The 22,818-nt window shown below is 43.0% G+C and carries 17 protein-coding genes; 12 read left to right on the forward strand and 5 right to left on the reverse strand.

Annotated elements, in window-relative coordinates; genetic code table 11:
* Positions 1–55 precede the first annotated feature (55 nt).
* The gene (locus J4N22_RS13485; protein ID WP_207495387.1) at positions 56–589 is read right to left on the reverse strand and encodes a gamma carbonic anhydrase family protein; all 534 of its coding nucleotides are present in this window, start codon (positions 587–589) and stop codon (positions 56–58) included.
* 237 nt (positions 590–826) lie between these two features.
* Between J4N22_RS13485 and J4N22_RS13490 the strand changes: the two genes are divergently transcribed.
* From J4N22_RS13490 to J4N22_RS13520, 7 genes are all read left to right on the forward strand, one after another.
* Positions 827–2,011: an aspartate aminotransferase family protein gene (locus J4N22_RS13490; protein WP_207495389.1), complete on the forward strand. Its 1,185-nt coding sequence runs from the start codon at positions 827–829 to the stop codon at positions 2,009–2,011.
* Between the two features lie 97 nt (positions 2,012–2,108).
* On the forward strand, positions 2,109–2,750 hold the full coding sequence (locus J4N22_RS13495; RefSeq protein WP_207495391.1) for a hypothetical protein: 642 nt from the start codon (positions 2,109–2,111) through the stop codon (positions 2,748–2,750).
* 16 nt (positions 2,751–2,766) lie between these two features.
* A complete protein-coding gene (locus J4N22_RS13500) occupies positions 2,767–3,066 on the forward strand; it encodes a winged helix-turn-helix domain-containing protein (RefSeq protein ID WP_207495393.1) in 300 nt (99 codons plus the stop codon).
* 160 nt (positions 3,067–3,226) lie between these two features.
* Positions 3,227–5,734: an XrtN system VIT domain-containing protein gene (locus J4N22_RS13505; RefSeq protein ID WP_207495395.1), complete on the forward strand. Its 2,508-nt coding sequence runs from the start codon at positions 3,227–3,229 to the stop codon at positions 5,732–5,734.
* Entirely contained in the window at positions 5,722–7,059 is a 1,338-nt protein-coding gene (gene xrtN / locus J4N22_RS13510; RefSeq protein WP_207495397.1) for an exosortase N, read from the forward strand. The genes J4N22_RS13505 and xrtN overlap by 13 nt, the downstream gene beginning before the upstream one ends.
* A gap of 103 nt (positions 7,060–7,162) precedes the next feature.
* Positions 7,163–7,990 (forward strand): phosphatase PAP2 family protein, encoded by an 828-nt coding sequence (locus J4N22_RS13515; RefSeq protein ID WP_207495400.1) that lies wholly within the window; start codon positions 7,163–7,165, stop codon positions 7,988–7,990.
* A gap of 48 nt (positions 7,991–8,038) precedes the next feature.
* Positions 8,039–9,361, forward strand: a complete 1,323-nt coding sequence (locus J4N22_RS13520) for a DEAD/DEAH box helicase (RefSeq protein ID WP_207495402.1) — start codon at positions 8,039–8,041, stop codon at positions 9,359–9,361.
* A gap of 63 nt (positions 9,362–9,424) precedes the next feature.
* Here the strand turns inward: J4N22_RS13520 and J4N22_RS13525 are convergent, their stop codons facing one another.
* From J4N22_RS13525 to J4N22_RS13535, 3 genes are all read right to left on the reverse strand, one after another.
* Entirely contained in the window at positions 9,425–11,290 is a 1,866-nt protein-coding gene (locus J4N22_RS13525) for a M1 family metallopeptidase (protein WP_207495404.1), read from the reverse strand.
* Between the two features lie 67 nt (positions 11,291–11,357).
* Positions 11,358–12,269 (reverse strand): S66 peptidase family protein, encoded by a 912-nt coding sequence (locus tag J4N22_RS13530; RefSeq protein ID WP_207495406.1) that lies wholly within the window; start codon positions 12,267–12,269, stop codon positions 11,358–11,360.
* A gap of 97 nt (positions 12,270–12,366) precedes the next feature.
* Positions 12,367–13,395 carry a S66 peptidase family protein gene (locus J4N22_RS13535; RefSeq protein WP_207495408.1) on the reverse strand — a complete coding sequence of 343 codons (1,029 nt, stop codon included), beginning with the start codon at positions 13,393–13,395 and terminating at the stop codon, positions 12,367–12,369.
* Between the two features lie 301 nt (positions 13,396–13,696).
* Here J4N22_RS13535 and metG point away from each other — a divergent pair, with 301 nt between their 5' ends.
* The 5 genes from metG (at position 13,697) to J4N22_RS13560 (ending at position 21,880) form a co-directional block, all read left to right on the forward strand.
* Complete coding sequence (metG, locus tag J4N22_RS13540) at positions 13,697–15,859, forward strand: methionine--tRNA ligase (protein WP_207495416.1); 2,163 nt, start codon at positions 13,697–13,699, stop codon at positions 15,857–15,859.
* Positions 15,837–17,342 carry a hypothetical protein gene (locus J4N22_RS13545; protein WP_207495418.1) on the forward strand — a complete coding sequence of 502 codons (1,506 nt, stop codon included), beginning with the start codon at positions 15,837–15,839 and terminating at the stop codon, positions 17,340–17,342. Before metG ends, J4N22_RS13545 begins: the two co-directional genes overlap by 23 nt.
* Positions 17,343–17,507: 165 nt before the next feature.
* Entirely contained in the window at positions 17,508–19,910 is a 2,403-nt protein-coding gene (locus J4N22_RS13550) for a 3-hydroxyacyl-CoA dehydrogenase NAD-binding domain-containing protein (RefSeq protein ID WP_207495419.1), read from the forward strand.
* A 189-nt stretch (positions 19,911–20,099) separates the two neighbouring features.
* Positions 20,100–21,017 (forward strand): ATP-binding cassette domain-containing protein, encoded by a 918-nt coding sequence (locus J4N22_RS13555; protein WP_207495421.1) that lies wholly within the window; start codon positions 20,100–20,102, stop codon positions 21,015–21,017.
* 80 nt (positions 21,018–21,097) lie between these two features.
* Entirely contained in the window at positions 21,098–21,880 is a 783-nt protein-coding gene (locus tag J4N22_RS13560; protein WP_207495423.1) for an ABC transporter permease, read from the forward strand.
* Between the two features lie 3 nt (positions 21,881–21,883).
* Here J4N22_RS13560 and J4N22_RS13565 read toward each other — a convergent pair whose 3' ends face one another.
* Positions 21,884–22,810 carry a TIGR01777 family oxidoreductase gene (locus tag J4N22_RS13565; protein ID WP_207495425.1) on the reverse strand — a complete coding sequence of 309 codons (927 nt, stop codon included), beginning with the start codon at positions 22,808–22,810 and terminating at the stop codon, positions 21,884–21,886.
* Between the last annotated feature and the right edge of the window lie 8 nt (positions 22,811–22,818).

Below are 22,818 nucleotides of genomic sequence, written 5' to 3' on the forward strand. Positions count from 1 at the left end.
AGGCGATTATCTTTATAATCAACCGGACTGATATTCTAACGGTAGTTATTAAATTTTATTTTCCTGCATCGTTATAATCTTCAAACCACGATGAGTAGGTAACGTAGTTATTTGCTATCCTGTTTATCTCGCCGCTCACTTTTTCCGGCGAAACATCCTTCACCTTCTTAGCCGGCACGCCAGCATAAATACTTCCTTCTTCCACTATGGTACCTTCCAATACTACGGCGCCGGCAGCTATAATGCTGTTGCTGTTCACCACGCACCTGTCCATCACAATGGCTCTCATACCTATCAGCACATTATCGTGTACGGTACATCCATGCACTATAGCGTTGTGCCCAATAGAAACATTGTTGCCAATGTTGGTCGGATGTTTTTGATAAGTACAATGCACCACCGCGCCATCCTGCACATTCACCTTATTTCCCATTTTTATATAATGTACATCGCCACGTATCACTGCATTGAACCAAACACTGCAGTTGTCGCCCATTTCTACATCACCAACAATGGTAGCGTTAGGTGCTACAAAACATTCGCTACCCATCTGCGGCAGCTTGCCATGTACAGGAAGTATAAAAGCCATATTTCACATTTAGCAGGTGAAGTTATTGCCGCCGGTGGATGTAGTAAAAGATTTTTTGGTACCGGCAGAAGTGCTGCTATGTAGCTTCCGTTGCGTCGCACACTTCAGCTGAAAAAGACACTACTGTGCAATTCCTTAACTATACTGTCTTTCCACTTGGTATACAGGCTGGTTTTTCTTTTTAATTTTTCATTTTGCATTTCCCAACCCAGCTACTTTTGCCACCAAAGCAATTTTATGAATACCCGGCAGCTTTTCCTTTCGCACGTAGCACAAACATCACCTGCACCCATAGGTATAGAAATGGTACGCGCCGGCGGCATTCATATGTGGGATGTGAATGACAAGCAATACATCGACCTAATCTCTGGTTTTAGCGTTTGCAATATTGGTCATAGTCATCCTGCTGTGGTAGCAGCCATCAAGCAGCAGGTAGATCAATACATGCACCTGATCGTGTATGGCGAGTTCATCCAATCTCCGCAGGTGCAGTATGCAAAGCTGCTTACGGACAACCTGCCGCCTTCCCTCAATTGCGTCTACTTTACAAATAGCGGTGCAGAGGCTACTGAAGGTGCCATGAAACTGGCCAAACGTGCAACAGGCCGTACCAATATCATTGCCTGCAACCGTGCCTATCATGGAAGCACGCAAGGTGCTCTCAGCATCATGGGAGATGAATACTGGCGGAATGCTTTCCGTCCTTTGCTGCCTGGCATACTTCACCTCAATTTTAATTCAGATGAGCTGATTGATGCCATTGACCAACATACAGCTTGTGTGATTGTAGAAACAGTGCAGGCTGAAAGTGGAATAAATAAGCCAATTAATGACTGGTTGAAGCGGCTCCGCGAAAAATGTACAGCTGAAGGTGCTTTACTGGTGTTTGATGAGATACAGGCAGGCTTTGGCCGCACCGGTAGCTTGTGGGCTTTTCAGCAGTACGATGTAGTACCTGATGTTCTATTGCTTGGTAAAGCACTTGGTGGAGGTATGCCTTTGGGTGCTTTCATTGCTGACTATAAGTTGATGAACCTTTTAACAGCAAATCCTGTTCTTGGACATATCACCACCTTTGGTGGTCACCCGGTAAGCTGTGCAGCAGGTATGGCCGCTTTGAAAGTTCTGCTTCAAGCGGATTGGATACGATCAGTGAAAGACAAAGAAGCATTGTTCCTTTCGCTGCTCCAGCACGAGAAGATAAAGGCTGTTCGCACTGCTGGATTATGGATGGCAGTAGAATTTGAAAGCTTTGAAGTTTGTAAAGCTGTTATAGATGGTTGTATTGAAGATGGTATCATCACCGATTGGTTCCTGTTTGCGCCTAACTGCCTGCGGGTTGCTCCGCCCTTGCTGATCACTGCAGAAGAAATACAACAGGTATGCAACATCATACTAAAGAACATATATAAGATTTCATAGAACATTTCATTCTTGGCTCTTTTAACTGTGCAGTAAGAACAAAAAAAATTTGTTTATGTAAAGCGGCAGCTGTTACTTTGAAATACAAAGCACTTTTATGACTGACGCTAAACAGCACCTTGAAGCCATACAGGATATCCGGCAGATGATGGAACGCAGTAGCCGTTTTATCAGCTTGAGTGGATGGAGTGGGATAGCTGCAGGTCTATGCGCATTGGTGGGTGCTCATTTTGCAAACCGTACCATACACAGCTCGTACATCAGCAGCTACGACGGCGGCAGGATACATGGTACTAGTGGTAGTATCGCCAGGCTTTTAACCGACCAGTTGTTCCATATTGCCCTGGTGACTTTTGTTGCAGCATTTGTCCTTGCTTTTCTCTTTACTTATGTACGCAGCCGCAGGCAAAACATTCCTATCTGGGGCACTTCATCCCGCAGGTTGCTGTTTAACGTAAGCATACCTATGGTAGTAGGCGGCCTGTTCATTTTAAAATTGCTGGAAGTAGGTGCTTATGGTCTGGTTGCACCAGGCTGCTTGATATTTTATGGACTTGCACTGGTGAACGCAAGCAAATACACCCTTGGAGAGATCAGGTACCTTGGCTTTGGCCAGCTGATCCTGGGCGTAATGAACTGCTGGGCCATTGGGTATGGTATTTATTTCTGGGCTATAGGATTTGGCATACTGCATATTTTATACGGCACATTGATGTTGTGGAAGTACGAACGCAAATAACTAAGAGAAGACAGGCATGAAGAACCCTATAGAACATTTGAACAAGATTTTTGACAGTCGCATACGCCTGGGCATCATGAGTGCGCTTATGGTAAATGATGAAGTGAACTTTAATGAACTAAAGGAACTAATACAGGTAACAGATGGCAACCTAGCCAGCCATTTAAAAACATTGGAAGAGTCTAATTATCTAAAAGTAAAGAAGGGTTTTGTGGGACGAAAAACAAACACCACGTATTCTGTTACCAAGGCTGGCGAAAAAGCATTCAAAATTCATTTGCAGGCGCTGGAAGAAATGATCAAGAACATGAGCTAAATTTTTTTGTGCTTAAACTTTGAAATACAAAGTACTTTTTATTTTACCCTTTATAGCGTGATGAACTAAGCTAATTGTGTATTCTGTTTTACCAATAACAAGGAACGAGAAACCAGGAACCATAAACAACAAACAATCACTTTCACCAAACACTACTAATATGTCAACCATTGCTTTGCGACTAAAAGACAATGTCTTCACTGCAGGTCTTTTTTTTATTGCTATCTCATTTGTCATTTTTCTTGTGCCTGAAATGCAGCATGTAGAAGGTGAGCAGTTCGGCTTTTTCGCCGTCAACTTTTTGCTAACGGGTATCTATTTTGTTGTTTGTTTGTTTGAAGGTCGATTTAAAACAGCGAGAGGTGGTATTTACATTGTTCCTGTTTTCCTGGTGCTGGCATTGATCAGTGCATATGCGCTCAATCGCGAAATGAATGTATTTGACCAATCAACCAACTGGATGTGCGTTTTGCTGATAGTTGGAAGTTTGAATTATGTAGCTTTTGCGTTTGCTGCCAATTTCCCTTCCATTCTAAAGCACTTCATGTGTTTCTTACTGGGTGTTACCACGCTTCTTTTCACTTATCTAGCCATTTACCTGGTGCCATTGTACATGGTAGGAGTTGCGGCTTTCTTCCTGCTTGGTATATCGCTGCACACTTTTGTGCCGTTGCTGTTTATCATTTTTTCTATTGTATTGCTTCGGCGCATTTTGGTTGTATTTCCTAAAGGCTTGTATAGCTTTTTAGTTGGGGTTGTATTGGTGCTATTGGTTGCAGGTGGTTTTGTATGGAAATGGAATAGCATTGTTTCTACCATCAACAAGGAATATCGTACGCAGCTTGTAGATGGCGATGAGATGTTGCCTGCATGGGTAAGAGTTTCGCAAAAGATAGTAGCTGGTCCTATAACAGAAAGAGTGTTGAAAGCAGGGCTTGCTTATTCTTTGCCTTCGGATGATGTAAGCTTTATGCGTATGCCAGAAAGGAATTTTGGCGAGCAGCAAAAGCATGATCCACTGGTGATGCTAAGTGCCATGACAACAGACAGGGTGCAGTTATCAAGTGAAGAAAGAATAAACATCCTGCGGTCGTTATACGATAACCGGCACCAGGCTGAAGAGCGGTTATGGTCGGGAGAGAACCTGGTAACGGATCATGTTCATACGCGCCTGAAGATGTGGCCGCAACTGCGCATTGCTTATACAGAAAAGATAATCACCGTTACCAATACCAACAAGCGCACCTGGAGCAATTCGGAAGAAGCTATTTATACTTTTCAATTACCTGAAGGCGGCGTGGTTTCATCATTATCATTATGGATAAATGGACAGGAAGAGAAGGCCATCCTAACCAGTAAAGAGAAGGCAGCTACAGCATACAACACCATTGTTGGAAGAGAGAGGCGCGATCCATCGGTGATACATTGGCAGGAAGGAAACAGTGTTTCAGTTAGAGTGTTTCCTGTACTAGCCGGTGAAAGCAGGATGTTTAAAGTTGGTATTACAAGTCCAATGGCCATTACAACAGGTGACCTTGTATACAACAATATAAGTTTTGAAGGTCCTTCCACTGCAGGTGCAAAGGAGGTGGTCAAAGCTGAAGTAGTTAATGAACGGAAGGTGATTGTCCCTTCTTCTTTCAACTCCATGTCTGCGAATAAGTTTGAGAAAGAAGGCAAGTACGATCCAGTATGGAGTTTGTCGTGCAGCCTGCAGCCATTGGTTCCCGGAGCATTTGCTTTTGATGAAAATGTTTATACCGTTGCACCCTATACTATTGAACGTTCACCAATAGATATTCAAAAAGTTTACCTGGACATCAACAGCTCGTGGACTGGTAGTGAGATGCAGGATGTTTGGGAGCTGGTGAAGAGCAAAGAAGTATATGCTTATGTAGAAGGAGAAATGCTGAAAGTAACTGCCGAGAATTACCAGGATGTTTTTGCTGCCTTGTCAGCTACACGTTTTTCATTGTTTCCTTTTTATAAAATAAAACAACCTGCACATTCTGTTATTGTAAGCAAGAGTGAACAGGTTTCTCCTAACCTTGATGAACTAAAGGGTAGCCAGTTTTTGCAGCGGCTGGAAAAAGCTTATGACCCTTCAAATAAATACCGGCTTTTTCACCTGAATAAAGCTCTTTCGCCTTACTTAGCTTCACTTCACCAAAAGCGTTACTTCCATTATGAAGCTGGTGACATGGCTACACTCAAACAGGTTTTTGCCACCAATACTTTCGCACGCCAGGAAGAAAATGATGAAGAAGTGATCATTCACGAGGCGGCTCTGAAGCTGGTGCGTAAACAAGGTTCTTTGGAACAGTCTACAGCGCCCGATCATCTAATGCGTCTGTTCTCGTACAACCACATCATGCAGCAATTAGGGGAGCATCCGGTGCCTGCTGAGGAGATACGGGAGCAGTTGGTAGAAGAGGCTAGAAAGAGTTATATAGTTACACCTTTTTCAAGTCTGGTGGTTTTAGAAACGCAGGCTGATTATGACAGGTTTGATATCAAGGATAAAGGTAACAGCCTTCAAAATGCCAATATGAAATCTACCGGTGCAGTACCTGAGCCGCACGAATGGGCATTAATCATCCTTGTATTGATCGTGCTGCTTTACACAAAATATCCTTACTTATTCAAACGGATATTATGGAAGGCTTAGTACGTTACCAGGTGTTTACTGCTAGACAGGTTAGCAACAATCGGTGGAAGATTTTACTGGTTCTCATCTATGCAGGTATATTCTTTTGGGGTTTGAATAAATACCTGCAATGGCAATCAGCAAACATGTTGCTGGGGCTCATTACAATCAGTTGCTGTATCAACATCAACAGGCAGTTTACCGGCAGCAGGAGGTTTGGCTACCTCTCATTCCTCCTGCTTGTTTTATTGGTTTTGATGCCTGTAAAAACAATGCTTTACCTGGCTGTACTATCAGGTGTTTTTTACTTGTTAGAATCCTACTATGGCAGGTTGAACCTGCTGCCAATGCTGGCTGTTGTTATCATGTCTCCTTTTTTCCAGTACCTGTCCAATGTTTTTGTTTTTCCTATCAGGCTGTGGTTAAGCGAGTGGGCAGGTAATATTTTGAAAGCACTTGGAAGTGTTGTGGTGGTAACTGGAAATGTGCTTACGATCCAGGGGCAGGAATTCTCTGTTGACCCGGCTTGTATGGGTTTGAACATGCTAGTGGTTTCGCTCCTGCTATGCATTATGCTGCTGGGTGTTTACCAGAAAAAATATCAACTGCAGGTGTCTGCTGTAGCCGTATTTGGTATGTTGCTATTCACCTTCGTCATGAATATTATCAGCAACATGGTCCGCATACTTATGCTGGTTCAGTTTAGCATTATGCCGGGCGAATTGATGCATGATGTTACAGGAGTTGTTTGCCTGCTGGTATACGTGATACTGCCGCTGGGGCTTCTCATTCATTTACTTGTTAGAAAAAGAGGAAAGGAAATGACAGAAACTGCTTTTAATAGAAAAGTTTCATTGGCTCCTCATATTATACTGGCTGCATTTCACCTGCTGCTTACTATTAAGGTTATTTCATTTTTACCTGAACCACCACAGGTGGCTACAGCTATGTTTGAGGCTGCAGGATACACCACTAGTATGCTGGATGATGATGTAGTGAAATTGAACAACCAGCAGGCGCTGATTTACATAAAGCCAATACGGAATTTTTACAATGCAGACCATAATCCCATGATCTGCTGGAAAGGAAGTGGCTACAACCTAAAGCATATAAACACTACCACCATAGCAGGCCTTGTAGTTTATACCGCACGTTTGGAAAAGGAAAAAGATGTGTTGTACACGTCGTGGTGGTACGACAACGGAAAGGAGAAAACCATCAGCCAGTTGCAATGGCGATGGAATATGATGAAGGGATCATCTCCTTATGCTATTATCAATATCACCACTAGCTCGCCTGCTCAGCTTGCCGAAGAAGTTAAACGATTTAGAGAGATCCAGAACTAAGTGAAGGATTTCGATAATCAAATCACTATAGTAGTCTTAACAAGTTGCCTTAGCCACTCCAGTTTGTTTGTCTGTAGATTTGCGGCCAAGCATACAGGTGTTAATGGCAAATTTTATCAAGCTCAATTACAGGAATTTTATTGCGGCAGCAACCGTCACTGTTGTTGTGGCAGTAACGGTGCTTTACTTTTCATATACCATTGGTAAAAACGAGTTGTTCCTTTTATTAAACAATGATCTTGGATGGTGGGGCGATTTCTTTTTCGATTATGCAACACATGCAGGAGATGGATTGCTGTGGATCGTTTGGCTTGTTGTACTGTTTAGAACCAAGCGGAAGTATTTGTTTCCTTTGCTCATTTCAGCTTTCTTGTTCAGCACCATATTTACCCAGGTAGGAAAACAATTGGTATATCCTGATGAACTGCGTCCTTCAGAAGCACTAAAACTCGAAGTGCTGGGAACACAATTGCACGATGAAGTAAAGTCAATTAATGGAGTAGAAGTTGATACTAACCAGGATGTATTCAGGCAAATAAATAAGCATAAAGTAGGTGATGATTTGGTAATAGCATACACACGTGCAGGCAAGCCGGATACGATCTATAAAAAGCTGGCGTGGGATACGCAGCTTCACCTTGTAGATGCAGTTACGGTTCATACATTTAGCAGCTTTCCTTCGGGGCATACAGCCACTGCATTCACTTTTGCTTTTCTTATTTGTTTGATAACGCCTTCCATGGCTCTTTCGCTGTTGTGCCTTTTAGCAGCGTTCATTGTAGGTTATACCCGCATTTACCTGGGGCAGCATTACCCACTCGATGTAGGTGCAGGAATGTTGGTAGCTGTAATAGCTACTTGTTGCAGTATCCCTATCCAGCAGTGGTTTTATAAGCGGAAGAAAAGGAAAGCACAAGCCGATCTTCAATAGAATCACAATCCGGCTATACCCGCGGCAATTGTTCGTATTTTTGCCGCTATGGCTACACCTTCTACTGATATACAATCGATACTTGAGCGACTTAAGATAAAAGAACTGAACGAAATGCAACAGGCATCGTTGCAGGCAAACGAAGCACATAATGATGTGGTGCTTTTGTCACCAACAGGTTCAGGTAAAACACTGGCTTTTTTACTTCCTATAGTGCAGCAGCTTGATGCTTCTAAGCGTGCTACGCAGGCGCTTATTGTTGTTCCTTCACGCGAACTTGCATTACAAATAGAGCAGGTTTTTAAAAGCATGCAAACGCCGCACAAGGTTACCTGCTGCTATGGTGGTCATAAAAGAGAAATTGAAGAGAACAATTTGATAGAGGCACCTGCTGTCATCATTGGCACTCCCGGGAGACTGGGCGACCACATAAGGCGAGAGAACATTAAAACTGCTGAAATAAAAACTCTTGTTTTAGATGAATATGATAAGTCGCTTGAGCTAGGATTTGTAGAAGAGATCACTTTCATCATAGAGAGCCTTCCAGCGCTGGAAAAGCGAATGCTTACTTCAGCAACACAAGCTGTAGACATACCGGAATTTGTTGGAATGAAAGAACCTGTAGAGCTAAATTTTTTACCTGCAGATGCAGAACCTGGTAATGCACTTGCTATCCAGATGGTACAAACGGATGATGAGAAGGAGGTTACTTTGTTTAGGTTAATTTGCTATCTGTGTAATCGTTCTACCATTATTTTCTGCAACCACCGCGAAGCTGTAGAAGAGACAAGTGCTATGCTGCGCGATAAGGGCATAATGAATACCTGGTACCACGGAGCACTGGAGCAGCGTGATAGGGAAGTGGCACTGGCTAAGTTTCGTAACGGAAGTGTGAATGTGCTGGTTACAACTGACCTTGCAGCACGTGGATTGGATATACCTAACATCCGTTACATTGTTCATTACCATCTTCCTAGTTCAGAAGAGATATTTACCCACCGCAATGGAAGGACAGCACGCATGGAAGCCAGTGGTACAGCCATATTGGTTTTAGGCTCTGATGAGTATGTGCCGCCTTACATCAAAGAAATTGAGACGATAGAACTGCCGTCTACAGCAGAGATTCCAGAAAAGCCTAAGTGGACAACCTTGTTCGTCGGTGCAGGAAAAAAAGATAAAGTAAACAAGATCGATATTGTCGGTTTCCTGGGAAACAAAGGCGGGTTGAAAAAAGAAGATATCGGTTTGATAGAGGTAAAAGATTTCTTCTCATTTGTAGCGGTCCGAAAGTCGAAAGTGCCAACAACGCTGCAGTCAATTAAAAATGAAAAGATAAAGAATAAGAAGGTGAAGATTGATGTAGCGAAGTAATTATGTTTTAATCAAATCGATGCAGGAGGCACCTTATTAATGCCTCCTGCGCCTATACCATAACTACTTCAGCAATGCATCAACACTGGTATACGCCACAGGATGATAGTTGCTTCTTGCCTTTGCATATATACGTTCTGCCATCTCTCTTCCCTCAGGTGTTTTCACCATCTCCTTGTACAATGGCATCAGGAATTTGCGGCGGCCTACACGTGTAAGAAAATTGTCTATCGCAGGATACGCAGGCTGGTACCTATGGCGAAGAGCAAGCGTATACCATGCAGTTTGAATCTCTGCATTTCCTGATTGAGTAAAACCAAATTCTTTATCTATAGCTTTCATATCTGCGCTCGTAAGCGAAGCAGGCAGCTGGCTGATAAAATACAAGAGCTGGTTCGTGCTCTTTAGCCTGTTGCTCAATCCGCCATAAGAATTTGTTGCTGATGCTTTTGATACGATACTATCAATTGCCGCAAATTCAGGTGATACAGACGGCGGAATGTTATTAGGAATTCCCGGCTTGTATACCCAGTCATTTACCTGCAGTTGTTTCTCCAGGTCATTTATGTCAGCAAAATAAGCTTTCAAATATTCCAGGAACTGTTCAGTGGTTTTTGAATGAAAAGCATTTTCGGTAAAGTACTTTTTCAAGAATGCATCAAACCTGGCGCGGCCAACAAGTTCTTCTATTGTTCGTAAAAAGAAGTAACCTTTTTCATAAGGAATATTACTCGATACCACGTCAGGATCCATGCCGGCAGAATTTGTTTTCAACTGCGTGAACTGGCTGGTATCGCCAATGGATTCCAGGTCATGGTAAAGATCCTGCCTGCCAAGTACCTCCAGCATCTTCGCTTCTTCCTTACCATATACGGCTTCAATTATTCTTCTTTCGAAGTAGGTGGTAAACCCTTCATTCAGCCACATATCATCCCACGTAGCATTGGTAACCAGGTTGCCACTCCAGCTGTGCGCCAGCTCATGCGCCACCAGGCTTACTAGCGAACGATCTCCAGCTATCACGGTAGGTGTAGCAAATGTCAGCATCGGGTTTTCCATACCTCCGTAAGGAAAGCTTGGTGGAAGCACCAGCACATCGTACCTGCCCCAGCGGTATGGGCCGTACAATTTTTCAGCTGCCGCTACCATTTTACCCATATCAGCAAATTCCCATGCGGCCTTTTCCAGCATAGCAGGTTCAGCATATACACCTGTACGTTCATCCACTGCTTTAAAAGCAATATCGCCTACAGCCAGCGCCATCAGGTAAGATGGAATGGGGTTCGGCTGGCGGAAAGTATATATGCCGTCATCAGATTTTTGTTGTGGGTTTTCTGCGCTCATAACAGCCATCAAACCTTGTGGCACTTTTACTTTTGCACTATAGGTAAAACGTACAGCTGGTCCATCCTGGCAGGGCACCCAACTGCGCGCCAATATAGGCTGCGACTGCGTGAACAGGAACGGGAGCTTTTTACCTGCTGTTTGCTGAGGTGTAAGCCACTGCAGCGCACCGGCATCTTTGCTGGTAGTATAATGTATGCTTACCTTCTTTGTGCCTTGATTGATTTTTACCACCAGTGGCGTCCCCAGGTGTGGTGTTTCGTCGCCGATGGCAAAACGTGCTTCTTCACCTTCATCCAATTTTACAGAGTGAACGGTAAGTCCTTTGGTATCAAACGTTATGTTATCTGTATTGCCAATGTTATTGATCTGCCAATTGGCCACACCTGTTATCTGTTGAGAAGTAAAATTTACTTCAATATCCAGGTCAAGATGTTTTACTACTGATGTTGCCGGGTTAGCGGCGGAATGAGGATCTAATATCTCCTTCGTCTCTTCCTTCTTCGTTTCTTTTTCTTGTTGCTTACAGGCGATAATTAGAACGATAGATACTAAAACCAATATACTTCGTGAAAGGCTGATCATATTTTGCTGCTTAAGTAGGCAAGATAATTTTTATAGCTATAGCAGCAAGCTTGCGTGCCTGGTGTAGTTACGCTACTTGTTTTAGCGACACATTATTCTTACCAACCTTAAGCTCATACGTTACACCAATTTTAAGTGCATAATTTTCCGGTTGATGTCCAACAGGAAATTGAAAGCAAACAGGATAATTATACTCCTTTACCACATCGTGTATCACCTCGTATATATCTTTGCCAAAAGGAATTGTGGTGTCTTTCATATCGGTAAATCCTCCTACTATTAACCCTGCCAATTTTTCAAACCTGCCGGCGCGCTTCAGTTGCTGCAACATTCGATCGAGCGAATAGATATATTCTCCTACATCTTCTATAAATAATAACTTACCTGCAGGATTGATATCTGAAGGCGTTGCTAACTGATGATTTATAAGCGCAAGATTACCTCCAACTATAGGAGCTATAGCAGTTCCCTTGTTATTATAATGGTGGGTTGGACAAGTATAATTTCCTTTCTTACCTGTAAGCGCCTTTTTTAGCGACTGTACATAAGCTTGCTCATGCGCACCATCATTGAACGCTGCAGCCATAGGTGCGTGAAGTGTAGCTATTCCTGTTTTCTTTAAGATATGTGTATGGAGCAAGGTGACATCACTAAAGCCAATGATCCACTTCGGATGCTTTTTAAATTTTTTCAGATCGAGGGCATCTATTATCCTGCTGATGCCATAGCCACCACGGGCACAAAGAATAGCCTTAATATTGGTATCATCCAGCATCTGCTGCAGTTCAGCTAGCCGTTCTTCATCTGTTCCGGCAAAATAATGATGCTGCTGTCCCACTGTTTTTCCCACCTTTACTTTATAACCCCACTGCTGCAAAACTTCTATACAGGTAGCTGCTTTTTCAAGCGGCATATAACCTGCAGGACATAAAATGCCAATAGTATCGCCTTTGCGTAAGTAAGGAGGAATGATAGCCATGTGGCAATAATACAGAAAGAATTTACTTAGCTACCCGTTTGTTGCAGTTGACCATATTAGGCTAATGTAGAGAGTATTTGCAGAAAGGTGGAAAAGCTTATTGAGGAGGTAATAATTCAGGCGGTGCTTCGTTCAGTATCACCCATTCGCGACCGACCAGCAGATCGTATGGAACGCCCAATTTCAATGCACGGTTACCAGCTATATGTCCAGCAGGAAAATTAAAGCAAACAGGGTAGCCATATTCTTTTACTTTATCCATGATGATATCCTCCAGCCCCATTGTAAAGTTCTCTTCAGCATCTTGTTTCATGGCTGAGAATTGTCCTACTACCAGCCCTGCAAGATGATCCAGCTTGCCACTGCGCTTCAGGCTCATGAGCATGCGGTCGATGGTGTACTTATACTCACTTACATCCTCTATAAAAAGTATTTTACCTCGTGTGTCCACATCGCTCTTGCTCGACAGGCATGCATGTAGCATTGTGAGGTTTCCACCTACCAGCTGTCCTCTTGCCTCGCCTGTGCGATTTAGTGGAACACTCTTTACCGTGTATTCTGTTTTGAAACCAAATAGCGCCTGGTACAAACTGGCTGTTGAAGCATCGTCATTAGCAATGCCGTTACCCATATTGCCATGTATGGTTGGTATGCGCAGGTTGTTGTGTACATGCAGGTGTACTACTGTAAGATCGCTATAGCCCACCAGCCACTTAGGATGCTGTTTAAATTTCTCCCAGTTTAGCTGGTCGATAATACGCATGGTGCCATAGCCTCCTTTGCCGAAGATGATGGCTTTGATTGATGGATTATCCAGCAACGACTGGAAATCTTCCATTCTTTCGTGATCGGTGCCGCCAAAGCGATGCCACTTTTTTCCTACTGTTTTACCATACACCACCTTCAGTCCCCACTTTTGCAGCAGGCGTGTGCATGGAAGTATCTTTTCTGCATCCATATGACCGGCAGGGCAGGTAATAGCAACGGCATCTCCAGCTTTAAGGAAAGAAGGTATGTGATCAGCTACTTTAGATGTCCCGTTAGATGGATTTGCAAGTGCATGTTTGAACATCATGGCAGCTACCCCAGCAGGTAAAAACGTTTTAAAAAATGCCTTGCGATCCATGATAAGCAGGTTGTTTTTGGTAGAGTAAAAGTAGAAACTTTAATATGTTCTGTTATAACATTAATGGGTGATTTTACAGCATCCAAAACATTGATTTAGCTCATGCAATCGCATAATTGGGTAAATCATACAATCCGTTTCCTATGGAAAATGATATTGTGCAACTTCTGCTGAGGCTTGTGAGGGGCAATCAGTATTTTTGCCGCTATGCCACTTGAGGTTAAATTTTTAAACGTCAGTGGCAAATATAATGATGATTGATGCCGGCATTGCTGGCTAAAAGAACAAAAGCTAATTCAGAATGACTTTACCTAAAAGATACCTTATAACATCGGCGCTGCCTTATGCCAATGGTTTAAAGCACATTGGTCACCTGGCTGGAGCCTATATTCCTGCAGATATTTATGTGCGTTACCTGCGTGCACAAAAGCGTGATGTAGTATTTGTTTGTGGCAGTGATGAACATGGTGCAGCCATTACAATCCAGGCTATGAAAGAAGGCACCACGCCTGCAGCCATAGTAGATAAATACCACGAGGTACTAAAGCAAAACTTCAAAGACCTGCAGGTTGAATTTGATATTTATCATCGCACTTCTGATCCATTGCACCACGAAACGGCGCAGGAATTTTTTACCGACCTGCACCAAAAGGGTGAACTGGAAGTAAAGGAGACAGAACAATTTTTTGATGAACAAGCCAATACCTTTCTTGCGGATCGTTACATAGCTGGTACTTGTCCTGTCTGCAGCTACGACAATGCCTTTGGTGACCAGTGCGAAAAATGTGGTACATCGCTAAGCCCTGATCAATTGATCAACCCGCGCAGTACACTTAGTGGAAATGCTCCTGTTAAACGATTGACAAAGCACTGGTTTCTTCCACTTAATAAACATGAAGATTTTTTACGTGAATGGATACTAAAAGATCATGCAGGTGATTGGAAGGCTAATGTGCTTGGACAGTGCAAAAGCTGGATAGATGCAGGTTTGCAGCCACGTGCCGTAACCCGCGATCTTGATTGGGGTGTGCGTGTGCCGCTGCAGGAAGCTGATGGAAAAGTGCTGTATGTATGGTTTGATGCGCCTATTGGATACATCAGTGCTACGCGCCAGTGGGCAAAGGATAATGATAAGGACTGGAAGCCTTACTGGCATGATGCCGATACTAAGCTGGTGCACTTCATAGGTAAGGATAATATTGTTTTCCATTGCATCATATTCCCAACTATGCTTAAGCTGCATGGAAATGTATTGCCTGCTAATGTGCCTGCCAACGAGTTCATGAACCTGGAAGGTGATAAAATGAGCACCAGCCGTGGTTGGAGCATAGAGATGGAAGAATATATAAACGACTGGATAAAGCAAGAAAATGGAGGTGAGAGCATGGCTGATGTGCTGCGTTATTATCTAACCACTATCTCGCCTGAAACGAAAGACAGCGAGTTTACCTGGAAAGGTTTCCAGGATGCGAACAACAATGAGCTGGTAAGCATTTTCGGAAACTTCGTGAACCGCAGCTTTGTACTGATGCATAAGCTCTGCAATGGAAAAGTGCCGCCTTTGCATGCAAGTGCAATGGATGTAGCTGATGAAACCATGCTGGCAGAATTTCAAAGGGCTGCTACTAAAGTGCAGGAACTGCTGGAGCTTTATAAGTTCAGGGATGCGCAATTCGAAGTGATAGAACTGGCTCGCAAGGGTAACCAATACCTGCAACGGAAAGAGCCATGGCAGTTGGTAAAGAAACTTGCTGAAACACCGGATGAACAAAAGAAGATCGACAACTGCATGCACATATGTCTTCAGCTGTGTGCTAACCTGGCAATCATTGCAAGTCCCTTTTTACCTGCTACTGCACGCAAGTTGTGCTACATGATGAAGGTGGTGGATAAAATGCTCGATTGGGAAAATGCAGGTAAAGCCAAACTGCTGAGCGTAGGATATTCATTACGCGAACCGCAGTTGTTGTTTAGGAAAATAGAGGATGAAGAAATAAACAAACAACTGGAAAAACTAAAAGAAAAAAGTAGCAAGATGCAAGAAGGACAAGTGACTAATACAGCACCAAATACCAACGAAACTCCTGCTGGTGACGCAGCCGCACCTGTAGCAGAGCAACCAGCAAATCCTGTAAAGCCAGAGATCGTTTTTGATGATTTTGCTAAAATTGACCTGAAGGTGGGAACAATAGTAAGCGCTGAAAAAGTACAGAAAGCTGACAAGCTATTGAAGCTGCAGGTGAATCTTGGTTTTGAAACACGAACCATTGTTTCTGGTATTGCTTTACATTTTTCTCCTGAAGAGATTGTAGGTAAACAAGTAACCGTAGTGGTGAATTTAGCTCCCAGGAAAATGCGTGGAATCGAAAGCCAGGGTATGATATTGATGGCAGAAGATAAGGCGGGTAAACTGCACTTCATCAACCCTGAAACTGGCATTGATGCTGGCAGCAACGTATCGTAAACTGCAGGCAATACTTTACAGGCAGCCTGTTCTAATTCTTATATTCTTATTCTTGGTAAGTGTGGCGGTGCGGTTACCCAACCTCGACCGCCCACTTAGTAAGCATCATGAGGCCAATGCTGCATTGGTACTCATAAATGCAGAAACGTGGAATTTGGATGGTCCCGCTGCATATGGTTATCTTCCTGCTAATGCTTATCACTATCCTGGTGATGACCTGAATGACACGGCCAACCTGGCTAAAGGTTATATCATCAATACCTCGTTTGGAACGCTGTGGTATTCGATGCCGTATTACTTCTTTAAGGTGCTTGGTGTTGCTCCATCGCCTCTGTCTTTGCAGGTGTTCAACCTGCTGTTGCACTTCATTACAACGGTGCTGGTGTATTACCTGGCCTTGCTATTGTTTAGTGTACATCCTAAAAAACATGTAGCAGCCTTTTTTACTACTGCTTTTTATGTTTTTGCTCCCGGACCATTGTGGTTTCATGGCAATGGCTATGTTCATGAAATAGCTGTACTTCCTTTTGTATTTGGTGCTGTGCTTCTTTATATGCGCAGCAACTATCAAAGTAACTGGAACTGGTGGCGACTGCTTTTACTTGCTATTTTTATCATCGCAGGCATTCAGTGCGATTGGCTCATGTGCTTTGTTGCACTTTCTCTTTTCATTGCAGAAGTCGTAAAGTTCATTAAGTATAAGCAAGCACGATCATTAACTGTAGCAATGGTGATCGCTTTATCAGTTGTTGCAGGTTTAATTATCATAATAATACAGTTCAGCTCATTTATGGGCTTTGAGAACTATATGAAAGCTATGCTGGATCGCTATGTGCAAAGAGGCGTAGCAGGTACATCCGAACGAGGCGGTCTGGCGGCTAATGCAGGTATACTGAGTTGGTATGTCATAAGCTACGGTTTTTTGCTAATGTTGTTACCTCTTTTCTTTCTGCGGAAGGAGGCAAAACAATTTGTTGAGAAGAATAAGACGCTCAAGTATTTTTTATTAATTGCTGCCGCTATTTGTCTTGCGCATCACCTATTGTTTTGGGGCTTTACTTCTGTGCACGATTATGCTGTTACTAAATCAGCTTTTCTTATAGCGATTGTGGGTGCAATGGCTATTCTTCAGGTAAAGAGGAAGCAGTGGCAGGCAGCTATATTAATGCTAGTTCTTATAGGAAGTATTGCATTGTACTATTACTTCAACAGGCCGGGAGCATATGCTGCGAACGGGCAACCATATAGTTACTTTAAAGATCTTGGTGAAGCAATCAAAAATGTAGAAACAAGTGATGAATATGTTTTTACCAATGTGCCTGAACTTTCTGCTAATCTTGTTTACTACAGTAAGCGTTATTATAAGGTGGTGGACAACTATGAGAAGGCAGTTGAATATTTTGAAACCTTACCAGGAACCAAGGCTGTTTATATAGAAACAGCCGATTTTAGGTTTGTTAGCTATAAGCGGATGCGCAAGTAATTAAACTCCACTTAACACAAAATTCATCTTGAATTTTTATTAGCAGCTTGAAGTAAAATATTTTAATTTCACAATTAGTTGTTTAACTAACTAATTTCGGATTAGAAGGACAAAAGGACGATGTGCGGCAGGCAACCTTCTTCATTATTTTAAAAAGCCAAAAGAATGAAAAGAACGATCAGGAAAGTAGCAGTATTGGGAAGTGGAGTAATGGGAAGCAGGATAGCGGCACATTTTGCCGGCGTAGGACTGCAGGTGTTGTTGCTGGATATAGCACCCGCATCGCTTAATGAACAGGAGCAGCAAAAAGGTTTGTCACTGGATCACCCGGCAGTTAAGAATAGGATAGTAAATGATGCACTTACAGCTGCTGTAAAAAGTAATCCATCACCTGTATATACACAGGATGTGGTGAAGCGAATTACCACAGGCAACTTTTCTGATAATATGAAGGACATTGCCACCTGCGACTGGATAATAGAAGTGGTGGTAGAGCGCCTTGATATAAAGCAAAAAGTTATTGACCAGGTAGAGCAGTACCGCAATCCTGGAACCTTGATCACCAGCAACACATCGGGTATTCCTATTCATATGATGACTGAGGGCAGAAGTGATGACTTTAAAAAGCATTTCTGCGGTACACACTTTTTTAACCCGCCGCGTTACCTGCGCCTGCTCGAGATCATTCCTACCCCTTATACAGATCCTGCCGTTGTAGATTTCCTGATGCACTACGGTGACCTGATGCTTGGAAAGACAACTGTACTGGCTAAAGACACACCGGCGTTCATTGCAAATAGAGTGGGTGTATTCAGCATCATGGCCATCTTTGACCTAGTAGATAAGATGAAGCTGACCATTGATGAAGTGGATGCACTTACAGGTCCTGTTATTGGCCGACCTAAATCTGCTACATTCAGAACTGCTGATGTAGTAGGAATAGACACGCTGGTAAAAGTGGCTAAAGGTGTAGCAGATAATTGTCCTGGTGATGAAGCACGCGATAAATTCAACATACCGCAGTGGTTGCAAAAGATGGTAGACAACAACTGGCTTGGTGACAAAACAGGCCAGGGTTTCTTCAAGAAAACAAAAGGTAGTGGAGGTGAAAAAGAGATACTAACGCTTGACCTTAACACCATGGAATATGGTCCGCGCAATAAGCCAAAGTTTGCGAGTATAGAAGCTGCTAAACCAGTAGAAGACCTGCCGTCACGTATAAAGATGTTGCACAATGCAGCAGACAGGGCAGGTGAATTTTACCGCCAGTTTCACTTCAATCTATTCAGCTACATATCTCATCGCATTCCTGAAATAAGTGATGAAGTTTATCGTCTTGATGACGCTATGAAAGCAGGTTTTGGATGGGAGATAGGAGCATTTGAAACATGGGATTTGCTAGGTGTTGCCAGGACTGCGCAAGCCATGGAAGCAGCAGGTTTTACCAATGCGCCATGGGTAAAAGAAATGCTGGATAATGGAGCTACATCTTTCTATAAAGTAGAAGCAGGTAAACGCTTGTACTATGATATTAGTACGAAATCTTACAAGCCGCTGCCGGGCGGCGAAAGCTTTATTATTCTGAATAACCACAGCGACAAAACAGTTTGGAAGAACAGTGCTTGTACTGTTTATGACATAGGCGATGATGTATTTGCACTGGAGTGGCGTACAAAAATGAATAGCATTGGCAGTGAGGTTCTGGAAGGATTGAATAAAGCTATTGGTTTATCAGAAGAAAAGGCAAGAGGCCTGGTGATAGCCAATGACGGAGCAAACTTTAGTGCAGGCGCCAATGTAGGAATGATCTTCATGTACGCGATAGAACAGGAATACGAAGAACTGGATTTTGCTATCAGGATGTTTCAAAATAGCATGATGCGTGTGCGCTATTCATCGGTGCCTGTAGTGATTGCACCGCATGGATTAACACTAGGTGGTGGCTGCGAAATGAACCTGCATGCTGACAGAATATGTGCCGCCGCTGAAACTTATATAGGCCTTGTAGAGCTAGGTGTAGGATTGATACCGGGTGGCGGTGGTACAAAAGAATTTGTACTGCGCGCTGCCGACGATATGCACCCGGACGAACCAGAAACCATAACACTGAAGAATAGGTTCTTCAATATTGCTACTGCCAAGGTTGCTACCAGTGCTTTTGAAGGTTATGAATTAGGCATATTGCGTAAAGGACAGGATGAAGTGGTAATGAACCAAGGGAGAAGAATAGCAGAAGCAAAAAAATCAGTTGTAGAAATTGCGGACCAGGGTTATATAACACCTGAACAGCGCAAGGATATAAAGGTGCTTGGTCAGTCAGCACTGGGTGCTTTGTATGCTGGCATCAATGGTATGTGGCGCGCTAATTATGCTACCGATCACGATGCGCTGGTAGCACGTAAACTAGCTTATGTAATGTGCGGTGGCGACTTAAGTGAACCAACTATGGTTTCAGAGCAATACCTGCTTGACCTGGAGCGTGAAGCATTTCTAAGTCTGTGTGGTGAAAGGAAAACGCTTGAGCGAATCCAGAGTGTACTGAAAAGCGGAAAGCCATTAAGAAATTAGAAGATCAATCTACAGCCTCATGAATTTCATGAGGTTGTTTTGTTTTTGAACACTCCGCTATTATTAAACGGTATTACGTAAAACTGTTGTTTAATAGTTGCGCTCGTAAGGGTACAACAGCTTTTGTATAAATAGTTTTTGTTTATCCATTCATAACTTCTACTTTACCTGTACAAAACCTAACTAACTGTGTCTGTTGTTTTAGAAATAAAAAACATAACTAAATTCTATGGCCGTATCCAGGCGCTGGATAACGTGTCTTTCCGTGTTCCTACAGGTAGTGTATTTGGCATTCTTGGTCCTAATGGAAGTGGTAAGACCACCATGTTAGGAATAGTGATGGATATACTAAAAGCAACTTCAGGAACATTTGAATTTTTTGGTCAACCTGCTTCTGCTGCGCTTCGCAAAAACATTGGTACGCTGCTGGAAACGCCCAACTTTTACCACTATCTCTCCGGTGAAAGAAATTTGAAAATTGCAGCTGAAATAAAAGGGAAAGGCAAGGACGACATAGATCGTGTGCTGGAAAAAGTAAACCTGCATGAGCGCAAGAAAAGCAAATTCAGCACTTACTCGCTTGGTATGAAACAGAGGCTTGCTATAGCTTCTGCCATGCTGGGCAATCCTGATGTGCTGGTACTGGATGAGCCTACAAATGGATTGGATCCTGTGGGTATTGCAGAGATCCGTGAACTGATAAAGCGGTTAGCAGCTGAAGGAAAAACCATCATTATGGCCAGTCACCTGCTTGATGAAGTGGAGAAAGTATGTACACATGTTGCTATTCTTAAACGAGGTAAACTATTAACAGCAGGTGCAGTGAACGAGGTGTTGGTGAACGAGGATATTGTAGAACTAGGCGCCAATAATTTAGATATACTACAAAGCGTGGTTGCAGAACTTCCTGCTTATTCCTCTATCAAAAAACAAGATGAATGCGTGCAGGTTCTTTATCCTACAGGCACTGCCGATTTAGAAGGTATCAACAGGTATTGTTTTGAAAAAGGCATTACGCTAAATCATCTTCAATTGAAGAAGAAAAGCCTGGAAACAAAATTCCTTGAACTAACGAATGAAGGAGTGGGACAACGCAGTGCGAACTAAAGTAGATACCTGCCGCAGGTCTATAACCCAAGTCATCATTCCTCATTACAATTTCTAAAAACATAATTCCCTACATTTTCATGTTTCACTTACTAAAAATAGAATGGATGAAGGTGAAGAACTACCGCACTTTCTGGGTGCTGTCTGTACTTTACCTTTTAAGTATTTATAGCGCAAGCTATATGGGCTATCTAATCAATAGCAGCAGGCCTCAAAAGAACAACATGGCCGATGCGCTGTTTGGGCAACCTTTTCAATTTCCCGAAGTATGGCATACGGTATCGTGGTTAAGCAGCTGGCTGATGTTTCTGCCGGGCTTGCTTATGATCATTTCAGTTACCAACGAGTTTAGTTTTAAAACGCATAGGCAAAACATTATCGATGGTTGGAGCAGGATGCAGTTTATCGTGGTGAAAATCCTGACAGCCGTTATAGTCGCATTGGTATCTACCATTGCAGTATTTATAACAGCCTTATTGTTTGGACTTTTTATAGGCGATAAACCATTCACCTTTACCGGTGTCAGCTACATCGGATATTTCTTCCTGCAGGTATTAAGCTATACTTCTGCTGCCTTGCTTTTCAGCCTTTTGTTTAAACGTTCAGGTATTGCCATCGGCGTATTTTTTCTTTACACCACTTTCCTCGAAAATGTAATTGCTGGTTTACTTAACAGGTATGCAGACAATATAGGCAGGTATCTACCATTGGAATCGGTAGATAATCTCATACCAATTCCTATTGGTTTTATCAGGCAGTTTCTTGCGTCGTACAATGTTCCTGCGCTTCTTGCTATGTCGGCAGTTTACCTATGCTTGTACTATTTCTTTAGCATACGCAAGTTTACAACCGACGACCTGTAGCAGCTAAGCCAGTAGGTGTGTGAGGGCAGTATCGATACTAGGATAAACAAATTGGAAACCTGTAGATAGTACTTTTTCTGAGCTTACAGTTGTGCTCTTAAGTACTTCTATACTCATGCCGCCAAGCATAGCTTTTATAACAAAAGCAGGTACATGCATAGAGACAAAGAAGCGGCCGCGCATCCTGTTCGCTATTTCGAGTGTCAGTTCTTTATTGGTAACCGGTTCAGGCGATACAGCATTGTAAACACCTTTCATCTCCGGCTTTTCTATAGCATGAAGGAATATCCTGCACAGGTCATCAATATGGATCCAGCTGATGGCTTGTTTGCCACCTCCTAAAAATCCGGCAATACCCATTTTTACCGGCTTACTGAACTCTGGCAAAGCGCCACCTTCTTTGCTAAGTACGATACCGATCCGTAGCAGTACCAATCGCTTTCCCAGCTGTTCTACTGGTTGAATGCTGGCTTCCCATGCGCTACAGGTAGCACCTAAATAAGCATCATCTGCCGGCATATCCTCTGTGAAAGCCTTCACACCTTTGCGAAGCTTTTTATCATCACCATACCAGCCAATGGCGGATGCACTCACAACAGCCTGCACTTTATTTGGCATCTCTTTCAGTGCTTTTAAAATCAGTTTGCTGCTTTCGGTTCTGCTCGTCAGTATTTCCTGCTTTCGTGCTTCAGTCCATCTTTTTCCTGCCACACTTGCACCTGCTAAATGAACTATAAAGTCAGCCTGAGCAATGGCATCGGCATCTATGGTCTGTTGTTCCACATCCCATACTGCGTACTTTATTTTGGCGTCTGTGCTTTGCTTTTCACTTCGCGACAGGATGATAACAGTATGCCCTCTTTTGGTAAGCATCTGTGTAAGTGCCGACCCGATGAGGCCGCTACCGCCGGTTATAAGTATGGTGGACATGCAAGTGG

The sequence above is a fragment of the Aridibaculum aurantiacum genome, assembly GCF_017355875.1.
Classification (GTDB): domain Bacteria; phylum Bacteroidota; class Bacteroidia; order Chitinophagales; family Chitinophagaceae; genus Segetibacter; species Segetibacter aurantiacus.